The organism is endosymbiont of Lamellibrachia barhami (genome assembly GCF_011947365.2).
Classification (GTDB): Bacteria; Pseudomonadota; Gammaproteobacteria; order Chromatiales; family Chromatiaceae; genus QGON01.
This window is the reverse complement of the sequence record NZ_JAAVSH020000001.1, coordinates 1,622,328-1,643,729: the sequence shown is the minus strand read 5'-3', so window position 1 is coordinate 1,643,729 and position 21,402 is coordinate 1,622,328. Positions and strand designations below refer to the sequence as shown.

General features: G+C 57.1%; 14 protein-coding genes. 5 read left to right on the top strand and 9 right to left on the bottom strand.

Annotated features, from left to right (window positions below; genetic code table 11):
* Window positions 1–10 precede the first annotated feature (10 nt).
* On the bottom strand, window positions 11–340 hold the full coding sequence (locus G9Q73_RS07305) for a transcriptional regulator (protein WP_177419201.1): 330 nt from the start codon (window positions 338–340) through the stop codon (window positions 11–13).
* Between the two features lie 308 nt (window positions 341–648).
* Between G9Q73_RS07305 and G9Q73_RS07300 the strand changes: the two genes are divergently transcribed.
* Entirely contained in the window at window positions 649–795 is a 147-nt protein-coding gene (locus tag G9Q73_RS07300; protein WP_177417908.1) for a hypothetical protein, read from the top strand.
* A gap of 66 nt (window positions 796–861) precedes the next feature.
* Here the strand turns inward: G9Q73_RS07300 and G9Q73_RS07295 are convergent, their stop codons facing one another.
* Window positions 862–1,044 (bottom strand): hypothetical protein, encoded by a 183-nt coding sequence (locus G9Q73_RS07295; RefSeq protein ID WP_177419200.1) that lies wholly within the window; start codon window positions 1,042–1,044, stop codon window positions 862–864.
* Between the two features lie 156 nt (window positions 1,045–1,200).
* Here G9Q73_RS07295 and G9Q73_RS07290 point away from each other — a divergent pair, with 156 nt between their 5' ends.
* Together G9Q73_RS07290 and ispH are read left to right on the top strand one after the other, a co-directional pair.
* Window positions 1,201–1,674 carry an FKBP-type peptidyl-prolyl cis-trans isomerase gene (locus G9Q73_RS07290; RefSeq protein ID WP_246345102.1) on the top strand — a complete coding sequence of 158 codons (474 nt, stop codon included), beginning with the start codon at window positions 1,201–1,203 and terminating at the stop codon, window positions 1,672–1,674.
* Window positions 1,671–2,612: a 4-hydroxy-3-methylbut-2-enyl diphosphate reductase gene (ispH, locus tag G9Q73_RS07285; protein WP_177419199.1), complete on the top strand. Its 942-nt coding sequence runs from the start codon at window positions 1,671–1,673 to the stop codon at window positions 2,610–2,612. The genes G9Q73_RS07290 and ispH overlap by 4 nt, the downstream gene beginning before the upstream one ends.
* Before the next feature lie 32 nt (window positions 2,613–2,644).
* On the opposite strand, the gene G9Q73_RS07280 is transcribed toward ispH, so the two are convergent.
* The 7 genes from G9Q73_RS07280 to G9Q73_RS07250 form a co-directional block, all read right to left on the bottom strand.
* Window positions 2,645–3,094 (bottom strand): type IV pilin protein, encoded by a 450-nt coding sequence (locus G9Q73_RS07280; RefSeq protein WP_177419198.1) that lies wholly within the window; start codon window positions 3,092–3,094, stop codon window positions 2,645–2,647.
* Between the two features lie 228 nt (window positions 3,095–3,322).
* Window positions 3,323–3,724 carry a hypothetical protein gene (locus G9Q73_RS07275; RefSeq protein WP_177419197.1) on the bottom strand — a complete coding sequence of 134 codons (402 nt, stop codon included), beginning with the start codon at window positions 3,722–3,724 and terminating at the stop codon, window positions 3,323–3,325.
* A 27-nt stretch (window positions 3,725–3,751) separates the two neighbouring features.
* Complete coding sequence (locus tag G9Q73_RS07270) at window positions 3,752–7,543, bottom strand: pilus assembly protein (protein ID WP_177419196.1); 3,792 nt, start codon at window positions 7,541–7,543, stop codon at window positions 3,752–3,754.
* Between the two features lie 21 nt (window positions 7,544–7,564).
* On the bottom strand, window positions 7,565–8,263 hold the full coding sequence (locus tag G9Q73_RS07265) for a pilus assembly PilX family protein (RefSeq protein ID WP_177419195.1): 699 nt from the start codon (window positions 8,261–8,263) through the stop codon (window positions 7,565–7,567).
* Window positions 8,263–9,273: a PilW family protein gene (locus G9Q73_RS07260; protein ID WP_177419194.1), complete on the bottom strand. Its 1,011-nt coding sequence runs from the start codon at window positions 9,271–9,273 to the stop codon at window positions 8,263–8,265. Before G9Q73_RS07260 ends, G9Q73_RS07265 begins: the two co-directional genes overlap by 1 nt.
* Window positions 9,270–9,845 carry a type IV pilus modification protein PilV gene (gene pilV / locus G9Q73_RS07255; RefSeq protein ID WP_177419193.1) on the bottom strand — a complete coding sequence of 192 codons (576 nt, stop codon included), beginning with the start codon at window positions 9,843–9,845 and terminating at the stop codon, window positions 9,270–9,272. Before pilV ends, G9Q73_RS07260 begins: the two co-directional genes overlap by 4 nt.
* A 20-nt stretch (window positions 9,846–9,865) precedes the next feature.
* On the bottom strand, window positions 9,866–10,174 hold the full coding sequence (locus G9Q73_RS07250; protein ID WP_177419192.1) for a GspH/FimT family pseudopilin: 309 nt from the start codon (window positions 10,172–10,174) through the stop codon (window positions 9,866–9,868).
* A 429-nt stretch (window positions 10,175–10,603) separates the two neighbouring features.
* Between G9Q73_RS07250 and G9Q73_RS07245 the strand changes: the two genes are divergently transcribed.
* Entirely contained in the window at window positions 10,604–18,718 is an 8,115-nt protein-coding gene (locus tag G9Q73_RS07245; RefSeq protein WP_177419191.1) for a S8 family serine peptidase, read from the top strand.
* A gap of 28 nt (window positions 18,719–18,746) precedes the next feature.
* Complete coding sequence (locus G9Q73_RS07240) at window positions 18,747–21,362, top strand: hypothetical protein (RefSeq protein ID WP_177419190.1); 2,616 nt, start codon at window positions 18,747–18,749, stop codon at window positions 21,360–21,362.
* The last annotated feature ends 40 nt before the right edge of the window (window positions 21,363–21,402 follow it).

Genomic DNA, 21,402 nt, shown 5'->3' with positions numbered 1-21,402 from the left:
GCAGCTGCCATCAGCCAAGAAGATTCATCAAAGAGAGGCTGGATTCGTCGCGTCCCATCTCCACCACGATGGTCTCGTCAAGCTCCAGATCCCCCCCCTGCAGATGTGGCAACAGCTGTTCGGCAATCTGTTGCACGATCAACATACCCGCCCGGTTCTGATCATCGTCTTTCAGAGAGTGGATCTCCTGCTGCAGGGTCTGCAAATACGCCTGAAACTGTGCCACTTGTGCCTGTTGATCCAGGGCCTGAAACTCCGGGGTAAAGGTGAAGTGCAGCTCACGCCCAGGCATCTCAGGTTGATCAAGTACACCGATTTTCAGGGGGCCATCTATTAACATGGTGCAGTTCCAGCGAATTTAGGGGAAGCACATATTAATACGTTAGAACCTGACAAGAAAGTCTTTTCAAACCATGCACTTACAAATTTTCTGGTAATTGTGACAAAATCCCCTTGTTCCAGCATTGGGGATTATGCGAAGATGACGATCTGTTTTCGTATATAGGGTTAATACCTAGACGAAACGATCCCGTCCCAGCTTGATTGGATGAGCTTCCAGGGAAGCCTTTCAAGCATAGCCTCCGGGGTTCCAGAAGAATTGCCAGGTCGCAGACGATGATTGCGGCCGGCCTCCGCAGTTAGTGAGGTATGAAGTTGAAAAACTGCAAGCTCTGCCGTTATAGCAAGATCTGCAACGACCTGCCGGGAATCTGTATCGTTGCTCAGTATGTCGCCGTTGCCGTGCTTATCGGTGCTCTGGGTTTCCTCTTCATTACCCAAGAACTACTCGCCTGATCTCTAACTTCTCATGCCTGATCCGCAACGCTTGATCAGACCTACAGACCCGACGTGTTATCTGTTTTACAGCGTAACTGTCGTCGACACTCGTGAGACGCCCGCCAATCTCTCTGCCGCACGTTGAATAAGCGTGGGACGGTCCACTTCCCTCTCCCCTGCCAGCATCAGCAATGCCTCTTTCATGGAAAGTTCACGCACCTCATAGGTCGGCAGGAATAATTTATCTCTTTTATTTTTGAATTTCATAATGTTACACCACATATCTAACCTCATGGTTTAGATATATAATAGGCCATACGAAATTATATGCAAATCCGTTATGCTTTCCCGGTCTGCAATGGGAAATGCGAACTCGCATTACACCCCATCAAGCCTGTCAGTATGGAAGAGATGGACAACTGAATGAATGAGATGAGACCGAAAATCATCCCCGGCAGCGGTGTCACGTTGCACTTTTCCCTGACCCTGCCAGACGGTACCGAGGCGCTCTCCACCTATGGTGAAGAGCCACTCACCTTTAACATGGGTGACGGCAGCATGGTCGCAGGGTTGGAGCTTGCGCTCTATGGTCTGCGTTCCGGCATGGAGCAGACCCTGATGCTAACGGCTGAACAGGCATTCGGCATGAGGGACGAAGATAAGGTCCACCCCGTGCCACGGGAGGATTTTCCACCGGAGATGGTGCTGGAACCCGGCCAGGTGGTCGCCTTCGACACCCCGGCCGGAGACGAACTGGCCGGTATTATCCTGACGCTTGAAGATGCGCGGGTGGTGGTGGATTTCAACCATCCACTGGCGGGACAGGAGGTCTCCTTTCGTGTCTCCATCCTCGATGTGCAACCGCCTGCCACCACCCAGACGACAGACGGATCATGAGTGACATTCTGCTAGCCAACCCCCGGGGGTTCTGTGCCGGCGTCGACCGTGCGATTGAAATCGTGGAGCGCGCCCTCGACCTGCTTGGCGCCCCTATCTACGTCCGGCATGAGGTGGTGCACAATCGCTTCGTAGTAGAGAGTCTGCGAAAACGCGGGGCGATATTTGTCGATGAACTCTCAGACATCCCGGACAACAACACGGTTATTTTCAGCGCCCATGGCGTTTCTCAGACAGTACGCCGGGAGGCCGAAGCACGGGATCTGCGTATCTTCGACGCCACCTGCCCACTGGTAACCAAGGTTCATCTGGAGGTGGCCCGTTATTGCGGGGAGGGTTACGAGGTCATTCTGATCGGCCACCTGGGGCACCCCGAAGTCGAAGGCACGATGGGACAGTGCCTGCAGCAGGAGAAAAGCGCCCACATCCACCTCGTGGTCACGCCGGAGGACGTCGCAGCTCTGCAGATCGACCAGCCGGACAAGATCGCCTTCGTCACCCAGACCACCCTCTCCATGGACGATACCGCACGTATCATCAAGGCTCTGCAAGCGCGTTTTCCCAATATCGCCGGGCCGAAGAAAAACGATATCTGCTATGCGACACAGAACCGCCAGGATGCGGTCAAGGATCTGGCCGAACAGTGCGACATGGTCCTCGTTGTGGGTTCGCCCAACAGCTCGAACTCAAACCGCCTGCGGGAGATTGCCGATAAATATGGCACACCTGCCTATCTGATCGATGGTCCCGAGGATATCGATAAAAGCTGGCTGGAGGGCATGGCACACATTGGCGTAACCGCTGGAGCCTCGGCGCCGGAGGTTCTGGTCAAGACCGTCACAGATCAACTCATGCAGTGGGGCGCGGAAAAAGTGGATGAAAGCAGTGGAAAGCGGGAAGAGGTGGTCTTCTCGCTGCCAAAGGCGCTGCAGAAATAATCTTCCTTGGAAGTGCCGGATCCGGCGCAGGCCTACCAGCAGTTGTCGGTGTCCGCGCCAGTAGCGGCTCTGGCGCCAGTCTGGTCGATGGTAAACGTAGCGCAATCGGCATCGCCTGTCTGTGCACCGGCGGTTGTGGCCGTGAGCAAAAAATCATCCGTCAACGCATTGTTGTCCGGATCTTCGTCCACCCCAAAAGTGTAATAGTCGCCATTGCCATCGCCATCGCGATCCACACCATTGATCACATTCGTATACTCCGCCCCCAACTGCACATCAGTACCGTAGTTGCCATTGACGGTGTAAAAGCGCTCCTGAAGCAGGGCCACTTGCATCAGCACACTCTTGGCATCGACCCGATGCGACTTCAGCACCTGATCGGTGTACATCGGATAACCCACCGCCACGACGATTGCCATAACAGCCAGCGTGATCATCAATTCAATCAGGGTGAATCCCTTGGCCAGTCGCATTGAAATCATCTGTCTATCCTCGGGTTTGGTGTCCGTAGAGAGACACCACAAAACAATGGTTTATCTGTAGGTCGGGTTAGATGCGCAGTGCGCCGAACTTAACTTTCCTGGCCTAGCCTGTCGCGCATCGTAACCCGACACTGTTTTGTCGGGTTACGATGCGCGTAAAATATTTGCCTGATTTCAGCTTTGTGCCATTGCGCATCTAACCCGACCTACTTCTGAATCCATCCGGCTTCACTGAAGACGACGAATCTCGGTGACCACCGGTAGTGTCGCCCCCGTCTCATCAAACTGAACGGAGATCTCCACAATCTCCCCGCGCTGGATGGCAGAGAGCAGCCCGAGCTTTGCCGGGCCGCCTATCACCTTCATGGCAGGGTGCATCAGATACACCGTGTCATCGATCCAGAGCTTGTGGGTTTTCGGGTTGGCGCCGTCAAATGGCCCGCTCATGACATTATTTGCCGACTGGTATCCACCATCCTCGCCTACTGTATTGGCGATTCCCTCGCCGCTTCCCGCCCCCAAAAATCCACCGAAGCGGCCTTCCGACATCGCCATGGAACTGAGCAGCGTTGTGGCGAGCAGACAGATGCCGAGACCCAGCTTTACTCTCTCTAATCCACTTCGATTCATCTTAAACTCCTGCCACAGAGGCAACTGTTAGAAACGGAACCTGGCCCAGGACGAACGCTTACCTATATTCGCAGGGGGAGGCATGCTGTTACAGTCAGCGTCCACGCCCTGGCAGGGATCGGGGTCGTCACCACCACCGCCGCCTCCGCCGCCACCATCGGTAGGCAGGATCATTGTGGGCTTGCCGTTCATTCTGACCAACGACGGCTGCCAATAGATCGAACCCGACTTCACGCCACCTACATTTTCACCGCCCACTTTGTCCTGAGCATCGAAATTACCATCGTTATTGATGTCGAGGGCAACCGAGTTGGGCTCACCCCCGTTGGTGATGTTGTGTACCATCAGCCAACTCTGACCGGAGACGGCGCCACACGTGTTGCCGGAGGGAATGAGCGTGACATAGAAGATATAGTCACCAAAAACAACGGGGCTGACGATAGTTCGCTCTTTAGCCGTTGGAAAGTCAATGAACCAGCCCTTCTTGAAGTCGTAGTTCACCAGATGGTCACTCAGCAGGCGAACGTCCACATCCTCACCATCAACATTCACAATCTGTTCCGTAACCGTTTGCTCGACCAATACGGCATCACGGGCCACTGCAATCTGTGCGCCGCTATCCCACAGGCCGTAAAAACTCTGGGTCCCGGCAGAAGTAAGGTCACCCTCGGTAATATATTGACCGGTACCAAAATAGACCATCAGGTTCGGTTCAGTCGCAAGATCCCTTTTGCTGGGATGGAATATTGCCGTGGGTTTGCCGGTGATGGGCTGGGCATTATCAGCGTCATCCTTTGCGCTAAACATAGGTAATGGGGTGTCGATCGTACCAAAAGCAGGCCCCCACTGACTGGAGTCGGCACTGGAGAGGTCGAACGCCCAAAGATTACCCAAAACATCACCTGCATAGACCCGATCAGCAATGCCGTCACCACTAAGATCAAGTACTGCGGGCGTCGACATACCGTTACAGTTACTGGTGGCATCCAGGCAGTCGCCATTGGCGATACTGCCGATGCCGGTATCAATGACCTTAAACCGAGGCGCTTGGTTATCCAGATAGACGATAAAGAGTTTGGCCTTGCCGTCTGAAGCGGGGCCGGGATTATAGCCGTTACCGAAGATAGCAGCCCAGCGCCCGGTATTGGCGCCATTCACAACGGGACCATTCAACCGGGCAATCGTCGGTTGGCTGTAAGTATAACCAAGGTCGTCATGGGTGAACTCCCACAACACCTTGCCCGCGGCAGTGGCCTCATCGTCAAAATCGGTGGGATCAGAGACATCCAGGGCAAACAGCGCCCGGCCGCCGCCCCGCAAACCACCCACGAGAACCGTTCGCCAGCGGCGTCCCAGATTATCGCTGGGTGAATCGACAAAAACCTCTGCCGCCACCGGTGTCTGGTCCACATAGTAGCTGTGATCATAATTCTGATCCGCCAGCCAGTGCAAGCCTCCGTGGTTTTCACTGGAATAGACAGCCTGTGGAAAATAGGCAAATACCTCTTCACCTGTCACAGCGTTGAAACCATGCAATGCGCCATCGTTGGCGCCGACGTAGAGCATCTTTCGCCGACCGAGGGCATCGACATTCGCCCACTGCTGATAGGAGTTGTCACCACCACCCTCGATATTGTCAGGATAGAGCGCTGCATAGGGGTCGCCGACATAGAACGGCGCGGAGTGGATGATATCCCCCAGCCTGTGACCGCCACGGGAGCGGAAATCGGTGGGATCAAATCCTTCATTGCCGTGATCACCCCGCAGAAAGTTCACCAGACTTTCGCCATAGGCCTGATTGGCTGCCTTCTCGTCCGCATCTTCAGTATCCGCAGCAAATGGTGCGTTGGTCATCAGATCCGCCACCTGGGCCGCTGTCATCTCATTATCGCCGGGGGACTGATAGTCGACCGGCAGATGGAAACCTATGCCCTGAGTGCCGTTGTAGGTAACCATCACCCTGGGGTCTGCACGTAGATCCAGGGTCGTGGCCGTGGTCCAGGCCAGTTGACCATTTCCGTCCAGACCAATCTGGATCGCCCTGAGTTCGCCGCTCCAGTTGGTGGAGTCGAAACGCCCCTGGAAGATGAAATCCCCATTCACCAGATTGATGGAGTTTACCGCCACCGCTGCCGCTGCGGTTGATTCGCGGGATGAGATATTGCCGATCGCATCCTGGAACCGCCGGATCAGATCATCAGGATCCTTTGCGTTCAGGTAGAGACCCCGGCCGTTCCAGGCAGCGTGCAGCATATCGTCTACCGTGGTCGAGGTGTTGGAATCCGGGGTCGGCCAGCGGTCAGCCAGGCTCTCATCACAACGGGACGGCCAGTTCTGCTCACCAAGGGAATCGGTGCGGTTGGGGGGCAGGCAGGGACCGCCCGCTGGGTCCTCGTTGGGAATGGTGCCTGTTATACCAAATGCAACGGTAAAGGTGACCAGATGCTGCTGCGGGTTGTCATCGCTGCCACGAGTAATCGCAACACTGCCCACTTCGTTCGCCAGACCGTCCAGCAGATCGTTTTCGTAGTACTCCATCGCCACGTCAGCAAGGGTATTGAATTCGTCATCTGCATAGGACTGCCCATCGTAGTCGGTATCCCCATCACCATCAGCATTGCCCACCGATGGATCATTGCCGTTCCAGAAGCCGTCTGAAAGCACGATGGCAAAGTTCTGTTGACAGATGCCGCCATTCTCAGCCGACAGGATAGGTGAATGGCCCGCAGCACTATCCGGATCGTCCGGTGGCGTAAAGCCAAACAGCGCACTGCTGTTCATCTCATTCTTGAAGTATTTTCCCACATTCTCCAGGCCCTGGCGCAATGGCGTTCCACCACTGGGCCTGACATTTAACAGGCTGTGCAGCAGGGTACTCTTGGCTACCACTGCATCCTGGTTGATGGGTAGGGTCTGATCATCCACATCCTTGACCACGGCACCCACTTCGCCGCCACCGATCACCGCGACGTTCTGATTGATGGTGCCCAGACCCAGGCGGTCCGTAGACCCCTGAATAACCTCGCTCATGGCGCGCTTCATGACATATTCGCGCTTGCGATAGTAACTGAACCAGTTGGCGTAGTTGGTTTGGGAGTTGGGATTTTCCTCGGTCCCGAACTCATTCAACAGTGCGACGAATTTCCGGTCGTCATCCGTTGTCGGACACTCGCCATCCTGATACTCACCATCACTGTTGGCGTCGTTCCAGAGGAAATAGAAAGCGCCACCGGTATTGAATTCGGTCAGAAGATTACAGGTAAGACCGTGAGCATTATCAAGTTCACTAACATCATGGACATCACCCTGCCTGTTGTGACAAAGGTCGTTGCTGGTGGCTCCAGTATAGGGGTTAATCATTGCATTGGTGGGAACCTGACCTGCGAAGGGGACGCCATAATAATTTTCCCCTTTCCAAGGCGTATAGGTCTGGGTCGGGTCGTATGCCAGTACGTTGTAACCTGCACAGTGTCTCTGCCTCGCGAACTGGTGGGGGGGCTGGTCTCTTGGGCTGAAGTCCACGTTACCCAGGCTTTGTATATATTGCTCCCAGTCGGACAGCCCGAGAGTCCCCAACCAGTCGAGCGCCCCCTTACTCAACAGCACCTCCCAATCCATACTGCCGGAATCATCGAGCATGAAAAAGATATTAGGCTGCACCGGCTGCTGCAGAAACAAAGGAGCCAGCGACAGGGGGCCAGGGGAAGCATTACTGCTGGATGAGACCAGCACCAGCATGGCTGCGCCCAGGTAGTGAACACCACGCCGAAACTGCCGGTTTGCGCTAATCTGCTTCATCATTCTGTTCAGTTTGTTCATGAAAACCTCATCCATCCCAAATTATTGGGATATCAGATAGTGGCTCTGCAGGACTTCACGAATCGTGAACTCCTGACCCCAGCCGATAGCGGTGATACGAAAGGCGAGTTTCGAGGGTGCAACCACCTGCCCGACTTCCAGTGGTATCTGCACATCCGCCTCGCCGATGTACTCGATAATGAAACGGGGTTGCTGCGCCACCACCCGATTCGTTGCGTCGTTGGGATCCCCCACGGGGGCCAGCACCCCGGTACCCAGATCGTTGCTGCCCAAAGTGACGAAACCGTCGGCTAAAGGGCATGCAGGCGGGGCGGCATCACACCAGTCGGTTTCATCGGTTGGATCGAAACCGCAACCTGCCTGACCCTGGCAAATTTTGTCGTTATTTAGCGCCCCTCGAGAAGAGTCATAAAGCCCCTGTAGTCCGGTACCGCCGAGTTTAAACATGTCCTTCGCACCACCTTCCCAACCACTCGCATGACCAAAAACCTCAGCATCCAGCCACTCTTCAGCGACCCGCAGCGCTGTCTCGGCAGCCTGAAAGGCCGTATTGGCGTGGTAGAAATTTCCCGACATACGCTCTTCCAGCACCGAGTTGCTGATACCCGAGATACCGAGTACCGTCAGCACCATCAGCAGCATGAGGGCAAAGATCAGCGTCGCGCCCCGCTCAGGCTGCCACCGCGGGATCCGGCTGCTGTTTTCAGGCTGCTTTACCATCATATGTCTCCATCCCGGTTTCTCAGTTTCACCGTGAACTCAAGATCCCGCGTATAATCTGTATCCCTACCCTGGGCTTGGGCCACCGGGTCACCCGGATTGATCGTTAACGTGACGTGTAGACTGGTGACATCGTTGATCGCTGCCCCCACGGCGTCCCAGTCGACATAACGGTCAGCAGTGCCGTCTGAGTTGAGATCGATGCCATAGGTGACCTGAAAATCCTCCACCCCTGCAATCAGCAGTTGCCGGTTGGCATTGCCAAGCCGGGTCGCATAGAGTCCACTGGTTGTCAGGCCGTCAGCCGTTAGCGTTCGCAGTTCGTAGTGCACCGCATCCATTTTGTAGACGGACGCAGAAGAGTAGTCGATGTGGCCGAAGATATGCTCTATGCCTGTGGCAAAGTTGCTGGCACCATCAATGGTTGTGCTCGCGTCGTGGTTGAGGCTTCCCGCAGGAACCGCAGTGATCAGAAAGACTGCCACTGCATTGCAGTCACTCACTGAAACGATGTCTCCCCTGGACAGGTCGGCATAGTTTTGCGCATTGGCATCCACCGGCACATCACCAACCTGGGTACCCATGGTGCCGTTCACAGGCACCTCTGTACCGGCCAGGGCGAAATGAACAGCCACCTCATCCGGCTGTTCCACGCCACCCACAGTCCCGCCATCCACCCCACTGATTACCTGGGAGAAATCGTAGAGCAGCGTAGGACTGGTGGTACCATTGTCCGTTACCGTGTTGGTCACGGTCGTGTTGCTGCTGCGATTGGAGGGAAAACAGCCATAGAAACCGCTGCCGGCCAGATCGTTACTGAACCGGTTGGCCACATAACGCATGTTCTCCTGCACCCTGGAGAGATCCTCCTCCAGATTGAAGGTCTGCTTGCTGGCCATGAAGATCGAGGTCGCGCCCGCCATCAGGATCACGCTGAGGACGATGGCGATCATCAGCTCCACCAGGGTCAGGCCCTGGCTGTAGCGGCGGTTGATCATAGTATCGTTCATGGGATCACACTCATCACAAAACGCCGCAGCGGGGTGTTAACGGCAGACACGCCATCCCGATCGTGATCCCACCAGACCTTGACCACATACTGATTCAGACCATTGGTCGCAACCCCATCGCATCCTGCATCGCCCTGATTGAGAACCCCGCTGCCGTCCAGGGTGCCGGCGCCATCGTCCGGGGTGCTGTCGAGACAGATCACCCCCTGACCTCCCGGCAGCAGATCCGCAATATTGGCAAACCAGACGGAGGCATCGTAATCGGCCAGTTGTGCCGGCGTACAACCCGCCGCAGCATCGATACACCCCGGATCTGCAACGGCTGCAGATATCAGGTTATATTCGGCATTGGCCACTCCGGTTGTGTTGGAGCGCAGCCGATCAGCGCCATCCAGCACCAGCATGGTCGCCAATGAGGATTGCAGCGCACCTTGGTTGCTCTTCAGGGAGTTGAACTGCATGCCCGCAACCCCCAGCAATCCAATGGAGAGGATGATGACGGTGACCAGCACCTCCATCAGGGTAAAACCTGCATTGCGGTTTGTTGATGTCTCTCTCTGTCTGGATCTCATTTCGATTCCCGCCATCAACTTCAGTTACAGGCCGCCCTGGCCACAGAGACATACCCAGTCGCTGTAACCGTGAACGCCCGGCCCTGTTGCCCCGTACAATGTGCCAATTCTGTGGTGATCGATAGATCGTTAGCGTTATCCAGCTCACCATTGACGGTGAAGCGAACGAAATCCGGCGCCGCCAGGACCGTCATCGCGCCACCCGGTGCACCCCAGACCCGCAGCAGCGGACCATCATCGGCCAAGGCATAACTATCATCAGTATTCACATCGGTAAACAACAGCCAGCCAGCCTTCCCGCAATTATTACCTACTTCATCACACTTCATTTACCGCATTTGGCCTTCGGCACAGACCGCAACAGGCACCTTGCGCTTCACCGCCTACTGCGGGCCAGATCTGCGCCAGCACCAGATCGTTGGCAGCGGCCGACTGGTTCGGTGGCCATCCTCATGGTGGAATGCATCGCGTTCGCGCCGCCAGGGTGACCAATCGCGTAATGTCGATTCGTCATTACTCTCTACATAGCAAAAACAGGAGGGTAGGGTGCAGGTTATCGCGAGCCAGGTTCCGCCGAGGCGGGCAGTGGCGTCACCATCACCAATCTGGCAAGTCAGGAGACCTTCTCGACACTGGCCCAGGAGGACGATCATTCCGCTTGCGCATTGGGGCCGCAATCGGCGATGAACTGGGACTGACCTTCCGCAATGCTGCCGGCCAGGAACTCACAGTCCGTATCACGGAGTTTGAGGGCGAGGATGGCACAGTGGACTTGGCGATGCCGGGGTTCCGCCGACGACGGTCAGGGGCGTACCGCCTCGATCCTTCCCGGCGCGCTGGCCGAACCAACTCAACTACGGATCGAACCGTTGGCCGATGCCCCGGCTCTTCCCGCATTACCGTTTGGCTTCAGCTACATCGACCAGTTCGACCTGTTACTCGATGGCGGGCGTTTCAAACGCCTTTCCAGCTTGCTGTTGGAAGAGAGCCAGGATCGCTTTGCGCCAGTGACTATAAGCAGTGCGCCTTTTGCGGGCAGTGGATCGCTGATCGTGCCGCTGGATTTTCTGGTCAACGGAACGGTGAAGTTCAATGCCAGGGTCGAGGATGAGAGCGGTGAGCGCCACAACCTCGATACTACGACCCTCATCGTCGGCGGTGCTCCGAATACAAATTTGCTCGAGCAGGGATTCGTCACCCCCTTCCCGACCCTCTACCTGGAGGCACCGACCGAAGGTCTGCCCAACCAGCAGCTTTCCGCTTCAGCCATCGCCCCGGCGGCGCGGGTTCACCTCGAACTGCCGGTGCCGCCTGCATTGGTAGGTACGCCGGACCTGCTGTTGATGCGCCTCACGGAGCTTGCGGGCGAGCCAAAGCTGGCCCTGGTCGACCGGCTGGAGATCGTCGAGGTGGACGGAACTCCCATGCTGATGACATCGGGCCGCGATCTACCGGGTGCAACATCCAGCGCCATCTATGTGGTCGTGGCATCAGACCAGCCGCTGGTGGTTGTAACCGGGCGGAACACAGGGTCTGCGGCCACTATTTCTCTGGATGGGACACCCTTCGTATTCGAGACGGAAGGGCCGAATGCAGCGTTTAATCTGCCGGTAGTTGCAGCCACGGCATTTTTACTATCGTTCAACGATCCGGTCACCGGTGGGGTAAACGGCATGGCCTCGGGACAGGCGCCGGTTATCGGTAGTCTGGACATCGGTGAGCCGCTGGGAGCGGTGGCCGGTACCCTGTATGTGGACGCAAGGCCCGGAGCAGATGCGCTGGTCGATATTGGCGACTCGCTAAAATTCAAATTCTCCGAGCCCATTGATACAACGACCTTGAGTGGAAATATCGTCGTCACCGATAGTGCAGGCAATCGAGTCTTTGGGCGTACCACTGTTACAGGTGATGCCACTCGCGTCATATTTACTCCGATGCGGCGCTGGAGTTTTGGTCGGAGTTATCGTTATGGGATCTCTACCCGATTATTGGCGCTCTCCGGTGCGCGTCTGGCGCAGCCTTTCGGGGACGAGTTCACCACCTTCATGCCGCGTCTCCTCGATGGAAGTGCGCTTGATGTCGCACGGGATGTGGCGGTGTCTGGTAATCTTGCCCTTGTCGGTGGGGATGCCGGTCTCTCCATCGTCGATATCAGCGTGGCCAATGCGCCGGCAGTGCTCCATGAGATCCCGGTGGCTGGAGGCGTGTCCGGTGTTGCGCTGTTGGACAGTGCAAACCTGATCGATCGTGATGGCAATCCGGTCACAGGCACACTGGGTTATGCCGTGAGTGGTGCGGATGCCGGCTTGCTGCAGGTCTTCGATCTCAACACTGCAGACACTCCTCTGATGCTCGGCAGCACCCAGCTCAGCACCCCCGCTGGTCAGACCCCGCAGACCGGCGTACCCGACTCCCCCGGTTTACCAACGGCGATAGCTGTGGGACCTGGTCAACAAGCCTTGGTTGCAGTTCAGACCATTGGTGTCGAAAGCGTCGATACCGGCCAGGCTATTCCCGACGATCCTGCCAATCCCGGTGGCGCACTCAGTGCGCGGTTCCCGGCCAGTACGCTGGAGACGGCAAACGATGTCGCCGTACTCGGTGACAAGTTGCTGGTTGCCGGGATCAATGGTCTGACCGTTCTCGATGCTGCCTCCCTGGCGTTCATCGGCAATGTATCGACCACCGGCAATGCCCAGGGTGTTGCGGGCATCGCCGGCTTCGAAATGGATGTCAACGGTGATGGATCTGTCGATCCCAGTACCGAGATCTTCGATCTGGCCGTGGTCGCCAACGGCGCCGACGGCACCATCCAGTTCTTCGACCTGCGGATTCCCTCAAACCCGACCTTGATCAGTGCAGTGCGGGTAAATCACACGGTCAACAGTGTGGCGCTCTCCCGTGAAGAGGGGTTGGCTTTCGTAGGAAGCGGCCCCGACGGTGTAGCCCTGATGGATCTGTCCGGACCCAGCAGCATCCAGCCCATCGATCTCGATTTCGATACCCTGGACGACCGCGTGCTCGGTCAAGTGTCCACATCGGGTTCGGCGGGGTCTGTTGCACTGGATCTTGCCCGCGGTGTGGGTTATGTGGCGGATGGAGCCAGTGGGCTCACAGTGGTGCAACTGCTACCTCCGCGCACGGCATTCACCCAGATTCGGCGCGACCCGGTGGCAGCCATTGCCGGTGAGGAACAATCGATTCTCGATTCCCGCGTAGCCTTCGTGACGGATGACGAACTCGAGATCACAGTCAGTGCAGTGATTCCTCCCCGTTCCGGCCTCTATCTCGCCATTGAAGAGGTCCCGAGCGCCGGGGGGGAGACCGTCGTAAAGTTTCCTGATGGCACGACATCGGCGCCATTGAGCAGTGGGAGCAACCTATTGGTCGCCCGGATCGGTGATCTTCCATCCACCGGCAGCCTTGTCTCACTCAAGATTCAGGACCAGGGTGGTCGATTGCTGGATCGGTTCGATCTGGAATTGTCGCTCCCGGATATCGGTGATACAGAGCTTGTATCCCTGTTCGTCGCACCTGAAGAGATGACGATCCCCGCCGATGGACAAACGGCGCAGATCTCGGTGGGAGGGCAGTTCTCGAATGGACTCTCACTCAACTTAACCGGCTCCTCAAGCGGGACCCAGTACAGCCCATTGGGCACGACCGTTGCCACCGTCGATACCGAGGGCTTGGTGACGGCAGTAGCGGGCGGTAGAACCACGGTCCAGGTTTCCAACGCGGGGCGTGGGGCCGATGTCGGCATCGACGTACAACAGCCTCCTGCGTTGACAGGGATTCGGCTCGATCAGACATCCCTCACCCTGGTGACCCCCGGCGCCCAGGTGCAACTCCAGGTGACGGGCCTGATGTCAGATCAGTCGGACGCCGACCTCACTCTCGATTCGGGAACCCAGTACGATTCGGACGCCGCGAATGTTGTCACCGTGGACTCAAATGGCCTGATCAGCGCCACTGGTGAAGGTCTCGGCGTCGTGTCTGTCTCCAACGGTGCCTTTACGGATTCTGTTCGAATCGCGGTGGAGTTTCGAACGCCTCCCGATGTGGCGGCAATCGATCTGGCTCCATTCACCGGCCCAGTGCGCACCGACCGGGGACAAGTGCTGATGCAGGCCGGGATCAGTGGTACAGGTTCGTTGGAAGGGCTTACGATTAGTTTCTCGATCTTGAACTCCGGATTGGCCCCGATGACCGCAGTGACTGATTACTCCGGGGTCGCACTGGCGGGAATCGTGGAATCCTTGGGCGCCGGTTCCTATACGGTTGAAGCTTCCATCATCGATCCCGCCTCCGGCGACGTCCTGATAGATGCGGAGTCATTGGTTGTCACAGCAGCGAGTGGGGATATCGAGCCGAACGATACCCTGGGCTCTGCGTCGATCATCGATCAGGATCTGCCCATCAATGGTGGACTCGACGGGAGTACAGATGCCATAGACAACTTCAGGATGACCTCGTCGACCGGCGGTACCCTGACGCTCATCCTCGAACTTGCGGAGGGCACGGCGCTGAGTGACGTGACGGTGCGTCTCCTCTCCTCAGACGGCAGCGTGCTGGCGGTATTCACTCCCGAAGCCGAGTTCAGTAGCTTCGAGTTCGATATTTTAGCCGGCGACAGTTATCTGGAGGTCGGTAACGGTGCGGGTCTTCTCGACTACAGTCTGAGGACCTCAGTAGAGGCGGGGCCACTGGAAGTGCTGTCCGTGAGTCCTGCCGCTGGTGGAACCGCCACCCTGGTCACGATAGCCGGCTCCGGATTCAGCACCCTGCCTTCGGCAAACATGGTGCAGTTTGGCGGCATCATGGGCGAGATGGTCTCGGCGACGTCTACCCAACTGCAGGTGCTGGTGCCTGCAAACGCCACAGACGGACCGGTAGAGGTGGTAGTCGGCTCCCAGAGGGTCAGTGGACCCGAGTTCCTGACCGGCAATACCGGTCCGCCCCCCACACCCACCGGCTCACGGCTCGACCCGGACAGCGTCAGGCGAGACCCGGTGACTGGCCTGGAGATCGTCGTCAACCAGCTGATCGTCCGCTTCCGGCCCATCGTCGAAGGGGCCGAGGTTGAAGATCTGGCGTTGGGTCTTGATGGCCAGGTGGTCGGTTATCTCCCCTTGTCCAATACCTACCTGCTCGAGTTTCCGGCGATAGAAACCATCAAGGGGCTGCATGCCCTTGAGCAGACCCTGGACGTGGAACCACGAGTGCTTTTTGCCTCCCGCAATGCGCTTGGCGATTCTCGCGGGCGTTTGGATACCCGCGATGGCGTAGCAAATCACCATAGTGATGCCTACCGTCTGGCAGGGATCTTCGAGGCCACAGAACGTATCCGCAGGACACCTCCTTTCGACGATCCATCGAATTTCGCGAAGGTGCATATTGCGTTCATTGACAGGGGGTTCAGTCCAATCGTTTTGCAAGAGTTCGATTTTGCCCATACACAGGTACACGAGCTTGAATGTCCCGGCCTAGAGACCGGCCCCTGTACAACTGAATTAGTTCAATATTCTCCCGACCATTCGGGCCATGGCACCGCTATGGTGAGTATAGTCGGCATGGATAACGACAACACAGTGGTGAACGGCATACTCAGCGGGATCTACCAACCAGACGAGGGTGAACAGATAAGGAATAAAAACAATAATGCTTTCTCCATCTACGCCAGTCCGGCGACCAACTTTCAGGCCGCCCAGTCACTCCTGTTGATAGCGAATGATTCTGGCCTTATGGCGGATGTCGTCGTGTTGGGCTGGGGCTGGGATTATGATTCGCCCTCGATACAACAACAACGCTGCATCAGTCTCTTTACCCCAGTGCTGGCGAACATGCTTGACAGGACACTGGTCATCGTTCCGGCCGGGAATGATGACAGGAGCGGCCAGTATGACTGTCCAGGCAGCCTGTCGGTCGGCCCTGCCCTTGGAAACGTCATGACAGTCGGTGGCATGACCGTACATCCCGGTAACCAGGGCAGACGTCTGCCGGGCAGCAACTATGGACCCACCATCACCCTCGCTGCCCCTGCAGAGGATATCCTGGTCGTGAATTCCTCATGGGCTCCCAATCCCGATTTGCCTTATATGAATCGAACCGGCACATCCTATGCAGCCGCGATGGTCGCCGGAGTTGCCGGCATGCTTCAAGCCATACACGACTGCTCTGCCGCTGGCGCTGACGTGTGTCCGGATCCGCCGGTGCCCCGGTTTAAGCCAGCCGAGCTGAAGAAGATCCTGCTGGAGACCGCAAAGGATAACTCCTCATCTTGGGATCAGGGCGACATGAAGCGCCTGAACGCCCTGGGTGCGGTGCATGAAGTGTTGCCGAGGTTGGACAGACAGGCGATATACGTCGCAGACCAGGATGCATTCAATGGGCCCGGGCAGCCGCTGGGACGATTGATTGCCATTGATGTGGATCCGATTACAGGTGAGCCGGGGTTGAGCCAGGTCGTGCCGCTCAAACTCGATGTTGATTCTCAGACCCTGACCGGGGCTCGGCCGACGGCCCTTGAAACCTGCGGCCCCTTCCTGTTTGTCGTGGTCGAGGATGCGTCCGGCAACCTGGGAGACGGCGTGATGCAGTTTTATACGCCGCTTATGCAGCCGATGGCCTTCTACCCGTTCTCCGGCGCCAAATTCCCAGTCCCGGATGCAGGCAATTCTCAGTCAAAAGTGAAGCTGATGACCAACAGGCCTGGAATGGTCTGTTCCAAGGACCGCACACTCCTCTATGTGGGAGGTACCAGGGGAATCATCATCATCAATATCGTAGAACGCAAACTGGTCAATAGACTGTCCGATCTCCCGGACACGGCCAATATGACACCCGCTGATATCACTGCATTTGATGAGAGGCGGGTGAATCTGGGGCAGTTGTTCGATATCGGCATTCCCACTCTCAGTGGGTATAAAAAAGTGACCATGGTTTCCTGCCTCGAACTCTCCCCCGATGGGAAGACACTCTATGCCTGTCTCTCCACAGGTAGGGGGAAGGGCTCTCAACCCGGTGCCATACTGCCAATCAATGTGGATCTCTATAAGGACGCCAAACCCGAACAGGGGCTGCAAACAGATTTTTCCGATTATCTATCGCTGTCCATGAATTACCAGAACTGGCCATCAACTAATCCACAGGATGGGGTCGAGAAGCTCATGATGCTCATGAAGAATCCCGGATCCACTGTGGGTGGCGATGAACCCTCGGATGTAGCGGTCAGCGCGGATGGCAAGTACCTGTATCTCCTGAATGGTGGTGTCTTTGAGTACCAGGGTATTCTCGATGGTAAGTTTCCGCCTGAATATTACGAGGCCCTGGCAGGTGGTCAGGCAATCGGCGCGGCTTCAAGCGCAACCTCGGGCGGTATTGATGGTCTGCTTCAGGGGTTAAGCAATCTTGTGACACAGATCTCGGGTGTTTATGCGGATCTCTTGCACGATCTTCTGGAGGACCTGAAAAAAGGCAAGACCTTGCTGAGTGCACCGGGGTATACCGGGACGTTTGCCGCAAAAACCCACCAAGTGACTGGTGGAACCTACTTGCAGGGCGACCGGATTTGGTTTTTCCCTCCCGAGGTCCTTTTCGGGTGGAACGTCAGTACGAGCGATAACAGTCTCCTTCTCGATCAGTCCTATCAACCACAGGTATTCGTCAAACGACCGTTCGCCATGTCGTTCAGACCGACACCCGGACCGATAAATAATCCTTTCTCATCCTCAAGGGCGCTTGTTGCCTTTCATCAAACGGGTAACTTCGGCGTCCTGGATCTGATCGCACAGAGGGAGTTCCAGCAAGCACCTCCCAGCGGTTCTGAGTCGGAAGGCGTCGGCCCCCATCCAGCCTTTGCCCAATTGCCGTCTGAAATGTTTCAGGGTGTCGTTGGCGTGACCCCTGCAATACCGCTGGATGCGCATCTATGGCCAAGGAGAGGGCTCCTGCCGCTACAGTCATCAGGTGCAACATTTACCTCACCGCTCCTTCCCAGCCCGGATGAAGCACTGTTATTTACCAATGACCTGGTGTATGCCCAGAGCGGGAGGTTCGCCGTAGCGAGCCATGCCGGTTTTGGTTCGCCCATAACGTACAAGGACGTCGTGGTGGATGACTTTTTGGACTCCGAACTGGTCAGGGCCCGTCTGGAGGATCTCGGCTTCACCATCAGCGGCACGACGGCGACCGGCGCGGCAGGTACGCTCGATGAAGGTGTTCAGTTTATACAGAATGGTTTTGCCGATTTCCGGCGCGGCGGTGGGGCCATCAGCATTATCCACGACGAACCGATCACAGATGACTTCATCGAACATTTTTCTACTACTGTAAGTGAATTCAGCGAAGGTTCCGATAGGGCCTACTTTTCCGTCATCCCCGTGTGCAAAAAAGTATCTGGAGGTGCCAGTGGGCCTCTGTCCCCGGCCTGTGAGGAAGAGGTAACGACGCGGGTTTACGATTATCGCACCCCGGATTCCACCGAAAAGAAACGTTTTCACCGGCCACGCGGTATCGCTATCGATCAGTTTGTTTATATCACTTTCCCTCGTTTCGGTGCTCACATAGGTACCGATGACGATTTCACCGTCGAATGGCGCGATCCGCGGGTCAAGAAGGCCGAATTCTACGTCTACGACCTGGACGATATGGACTCCAACGGAATCCCGCAACTGGTCAGCAGTAAGACGTTCAATGTGACAACAGATGAGAAGGATATTCGGCGTTTAAGACGCGATCTCACATCGCTGATTGAATCACCACTCGAGCACCTTCAACGGTACCGTATCAAAGTCCGACTGCTCTTGGACACCGCTGTTCTTGGAGGACAATATCTGTTCACCCATGTTGATGTCACTTACGACGAACCATAAGAGGCGATGTAACACCTAGGCAAATGCGATGAAAAGTCACAAGTACCAATGGCTGAGACTGAATCCGAGCATGATCTCCTTGCTTGGCATGGTCTTGTTGCTGCTGCTGAACGGGACGGCAGCTGCTCAATCATTCGCAGAACTCCAGTTCGACATCATCGGCGTCCAGCTCACCGTCGATCCTCCAGCCCTGACCGTCCCCAAGGACATCCCGACTATCGTCAACACCGGGTTGACCCTGCCTGCCGGGGCAGGTCCCGAGGCCCAGGCGGCGCTGGATCGTCTGCGTAGCGAAACCCGGGTACAGGCCCAGTTGCGCGGTCCCTCGCTTCCCGCTATCGATATAGAGGTGCGCCCCGGAGATCCCATTCCTATCCCGCCCTTCGCCCTGCCTGGCGATTATTTTCTGGACCAGATCCAGCTGGTGAAAAACGGGGAGGCATTGCTCGACGCCACTCCGGGCCTGGTGCCCATCAAGGTGATCAGCGAGATCCTGGTGACCAGCGTCACTTCCCGTCCGTTGACCCTGGACGAGATCCGCGAACAGGGGATCGTCATCGACGAGAACAACTTCGATATACGTGAGTTCCAACTTGCTCTCAACGTCGATGGAAATACGTTCAAGATCAGACTGCCGGTGGCACTGCCAACCCGGGAGCTGTTGGCATTCCAGCAAACCACTCCGGAGCTGATCGCTCTGTTGAGTCGGGTCAATGCCGAACTGAATGGGCGGCAGGTGGTTGAGCTGCCCGATGATTTCGATCGGCCCGGACTCAATTTTTCGATTGCCGCCATCCCCTTCATGGAGGCCGGGGCCGGTGATGGAGACCCCAGACCCTTCGGCGCCCCGCCCATCACCGGCCTGGTGGTGATTCCTGGAAATATCGCCTTTCTGAACCAGTTCTTCTCGGTGATGGTGACGGTTGCGAACGTCGCCCCGGACGGTTCGCTGCTCTCGGTGCGGGATCTCACCGCTGAGATCACCTTGCCGGCAGGGGAAGACCTTGTCTCGGGTTCTTTTGAACAGCCCGGTGACGATCCGCTACGTCTGGCCCGCATTGAAGGGATCGGCGTACAACCTGTCATTGATGTAGTGCAGCCAGGTCCGGATGGAGAGCTGGGAACGGCGGACGATGTGGGGACTATCCCGCCCCAGAATCAAGGGGCTGGCGAGTTCCTGGTCGAAGGTCTGCGAGAGGGTTTTCATACTGTCAATATCGCACTCAGCGGCATCCTGGAAGGCCTGCCCTCGGGGCCGGTGGAGATTCAGGGTGCAGCTATCGGCGCAGTGCTGGTGCGCGATCCAACCTTTAGTATCACCCTGGTCCATCCGCGTACTATCCGTTCCGGCGAGCCTTACGACCTCTATGCCACTATCACCAACACATCGACTACGGTTGCAAATCTGGTGACCGTCAATCTCGACGAACGTGGTGTGTCCGGGGCTGTTCTGGATCCCAACACCGAGCCGACGATTGTCATCGACACCCTGCTGCCGGGGGACTCCTTCACCCAGAAGTTCACGCTGATTGCACAGAAAACAGGGCAGGTCACCGCTGCCTCCTTCAATTCGGAGCCGGGTGTGACCGGCCGTTTCCAGATCACCACCGGGGTGGGTGAGCGGGGTATCCCGCTTTCACCCAATGCCATCGTGCTGCCGGATACCACCCGTTTCCTGCCGGATGGGCTGGTCAGTGCAGCACTCAGGGTACTGGGGCAGGCCTACAGCATCGCGACTGCGCCTTCTGGTGCTCTGCCCGCGGATGTTGCCTTCGTGCGTCACCAGACTGTCATCGACCGTGGTCGTGAGCTGGGTGAGGCGGGGCAGCGAGTGGCCTTCGGCGAACCTCTGACCAGTGTGCTGCAGGACCTATTGCTCGACTGGCTGGGGGACCGCACCCTGGATAACGGCTTCGATCAGTTGCTGCGCCAAAGCAACGCCGGCACGGCCCTGGCTGCTGAGTTCGGTGCTCTGTTTGAACCTGGGGTTACTGCATCCAGCCTGCTCGATTTCCTCGACGCCTTCGCCCGCCAGACGGTAACCCGAGACGGGCATCTGGTCGCGATCGCAGGCTTGGGCAACGCCCCGGCACCGGTGAAGCTTCGCATCCTGGACGGGGCGGGCAATGCCGCAGGTTCGGGACCGGATGGCACTGACCAGACACTGCCCTACGCCGAAGTGGTTCCCATCATCACCAACGGTGGTCGGGCTGATTTCGCCCTGGTATCGCGCCTCGACGCCGTAGATTACATTATCGAGGTGACCGGCACCGGATCGGGCCTGTTCGATCTCGGCGTGAGCGTGCCGACAGGTGCAGGAGAGGCGACGCTATTGAGCTACAGCGGCGTGGCCATTGGACCCGGTGGTACAGCCCGGATCACGATCCGGCTCCGGTCAGGCCAACAGCTTCGATCTCGTCGTGGACAGCAATGGCGACGGGCTTGCCGATGCCACTGTAGCTGCGGCGACCATCCTGATAAACGAAGTACCTCCGCAGGTCCTGGCGGTGCGCCAGCTCGAACTTTACACCCGGGTAGCCTAGGAACATTTCCCGATCCTACACCTGTTTGCTTGTTATCATGTACACCTGATAAACCAGTCACCGAAACGACGGCTACCGAACCGCTACAACTATGCCACTGAGTCCAACAGAGCAATTGCTGCACCGAACGAAGTACAACAA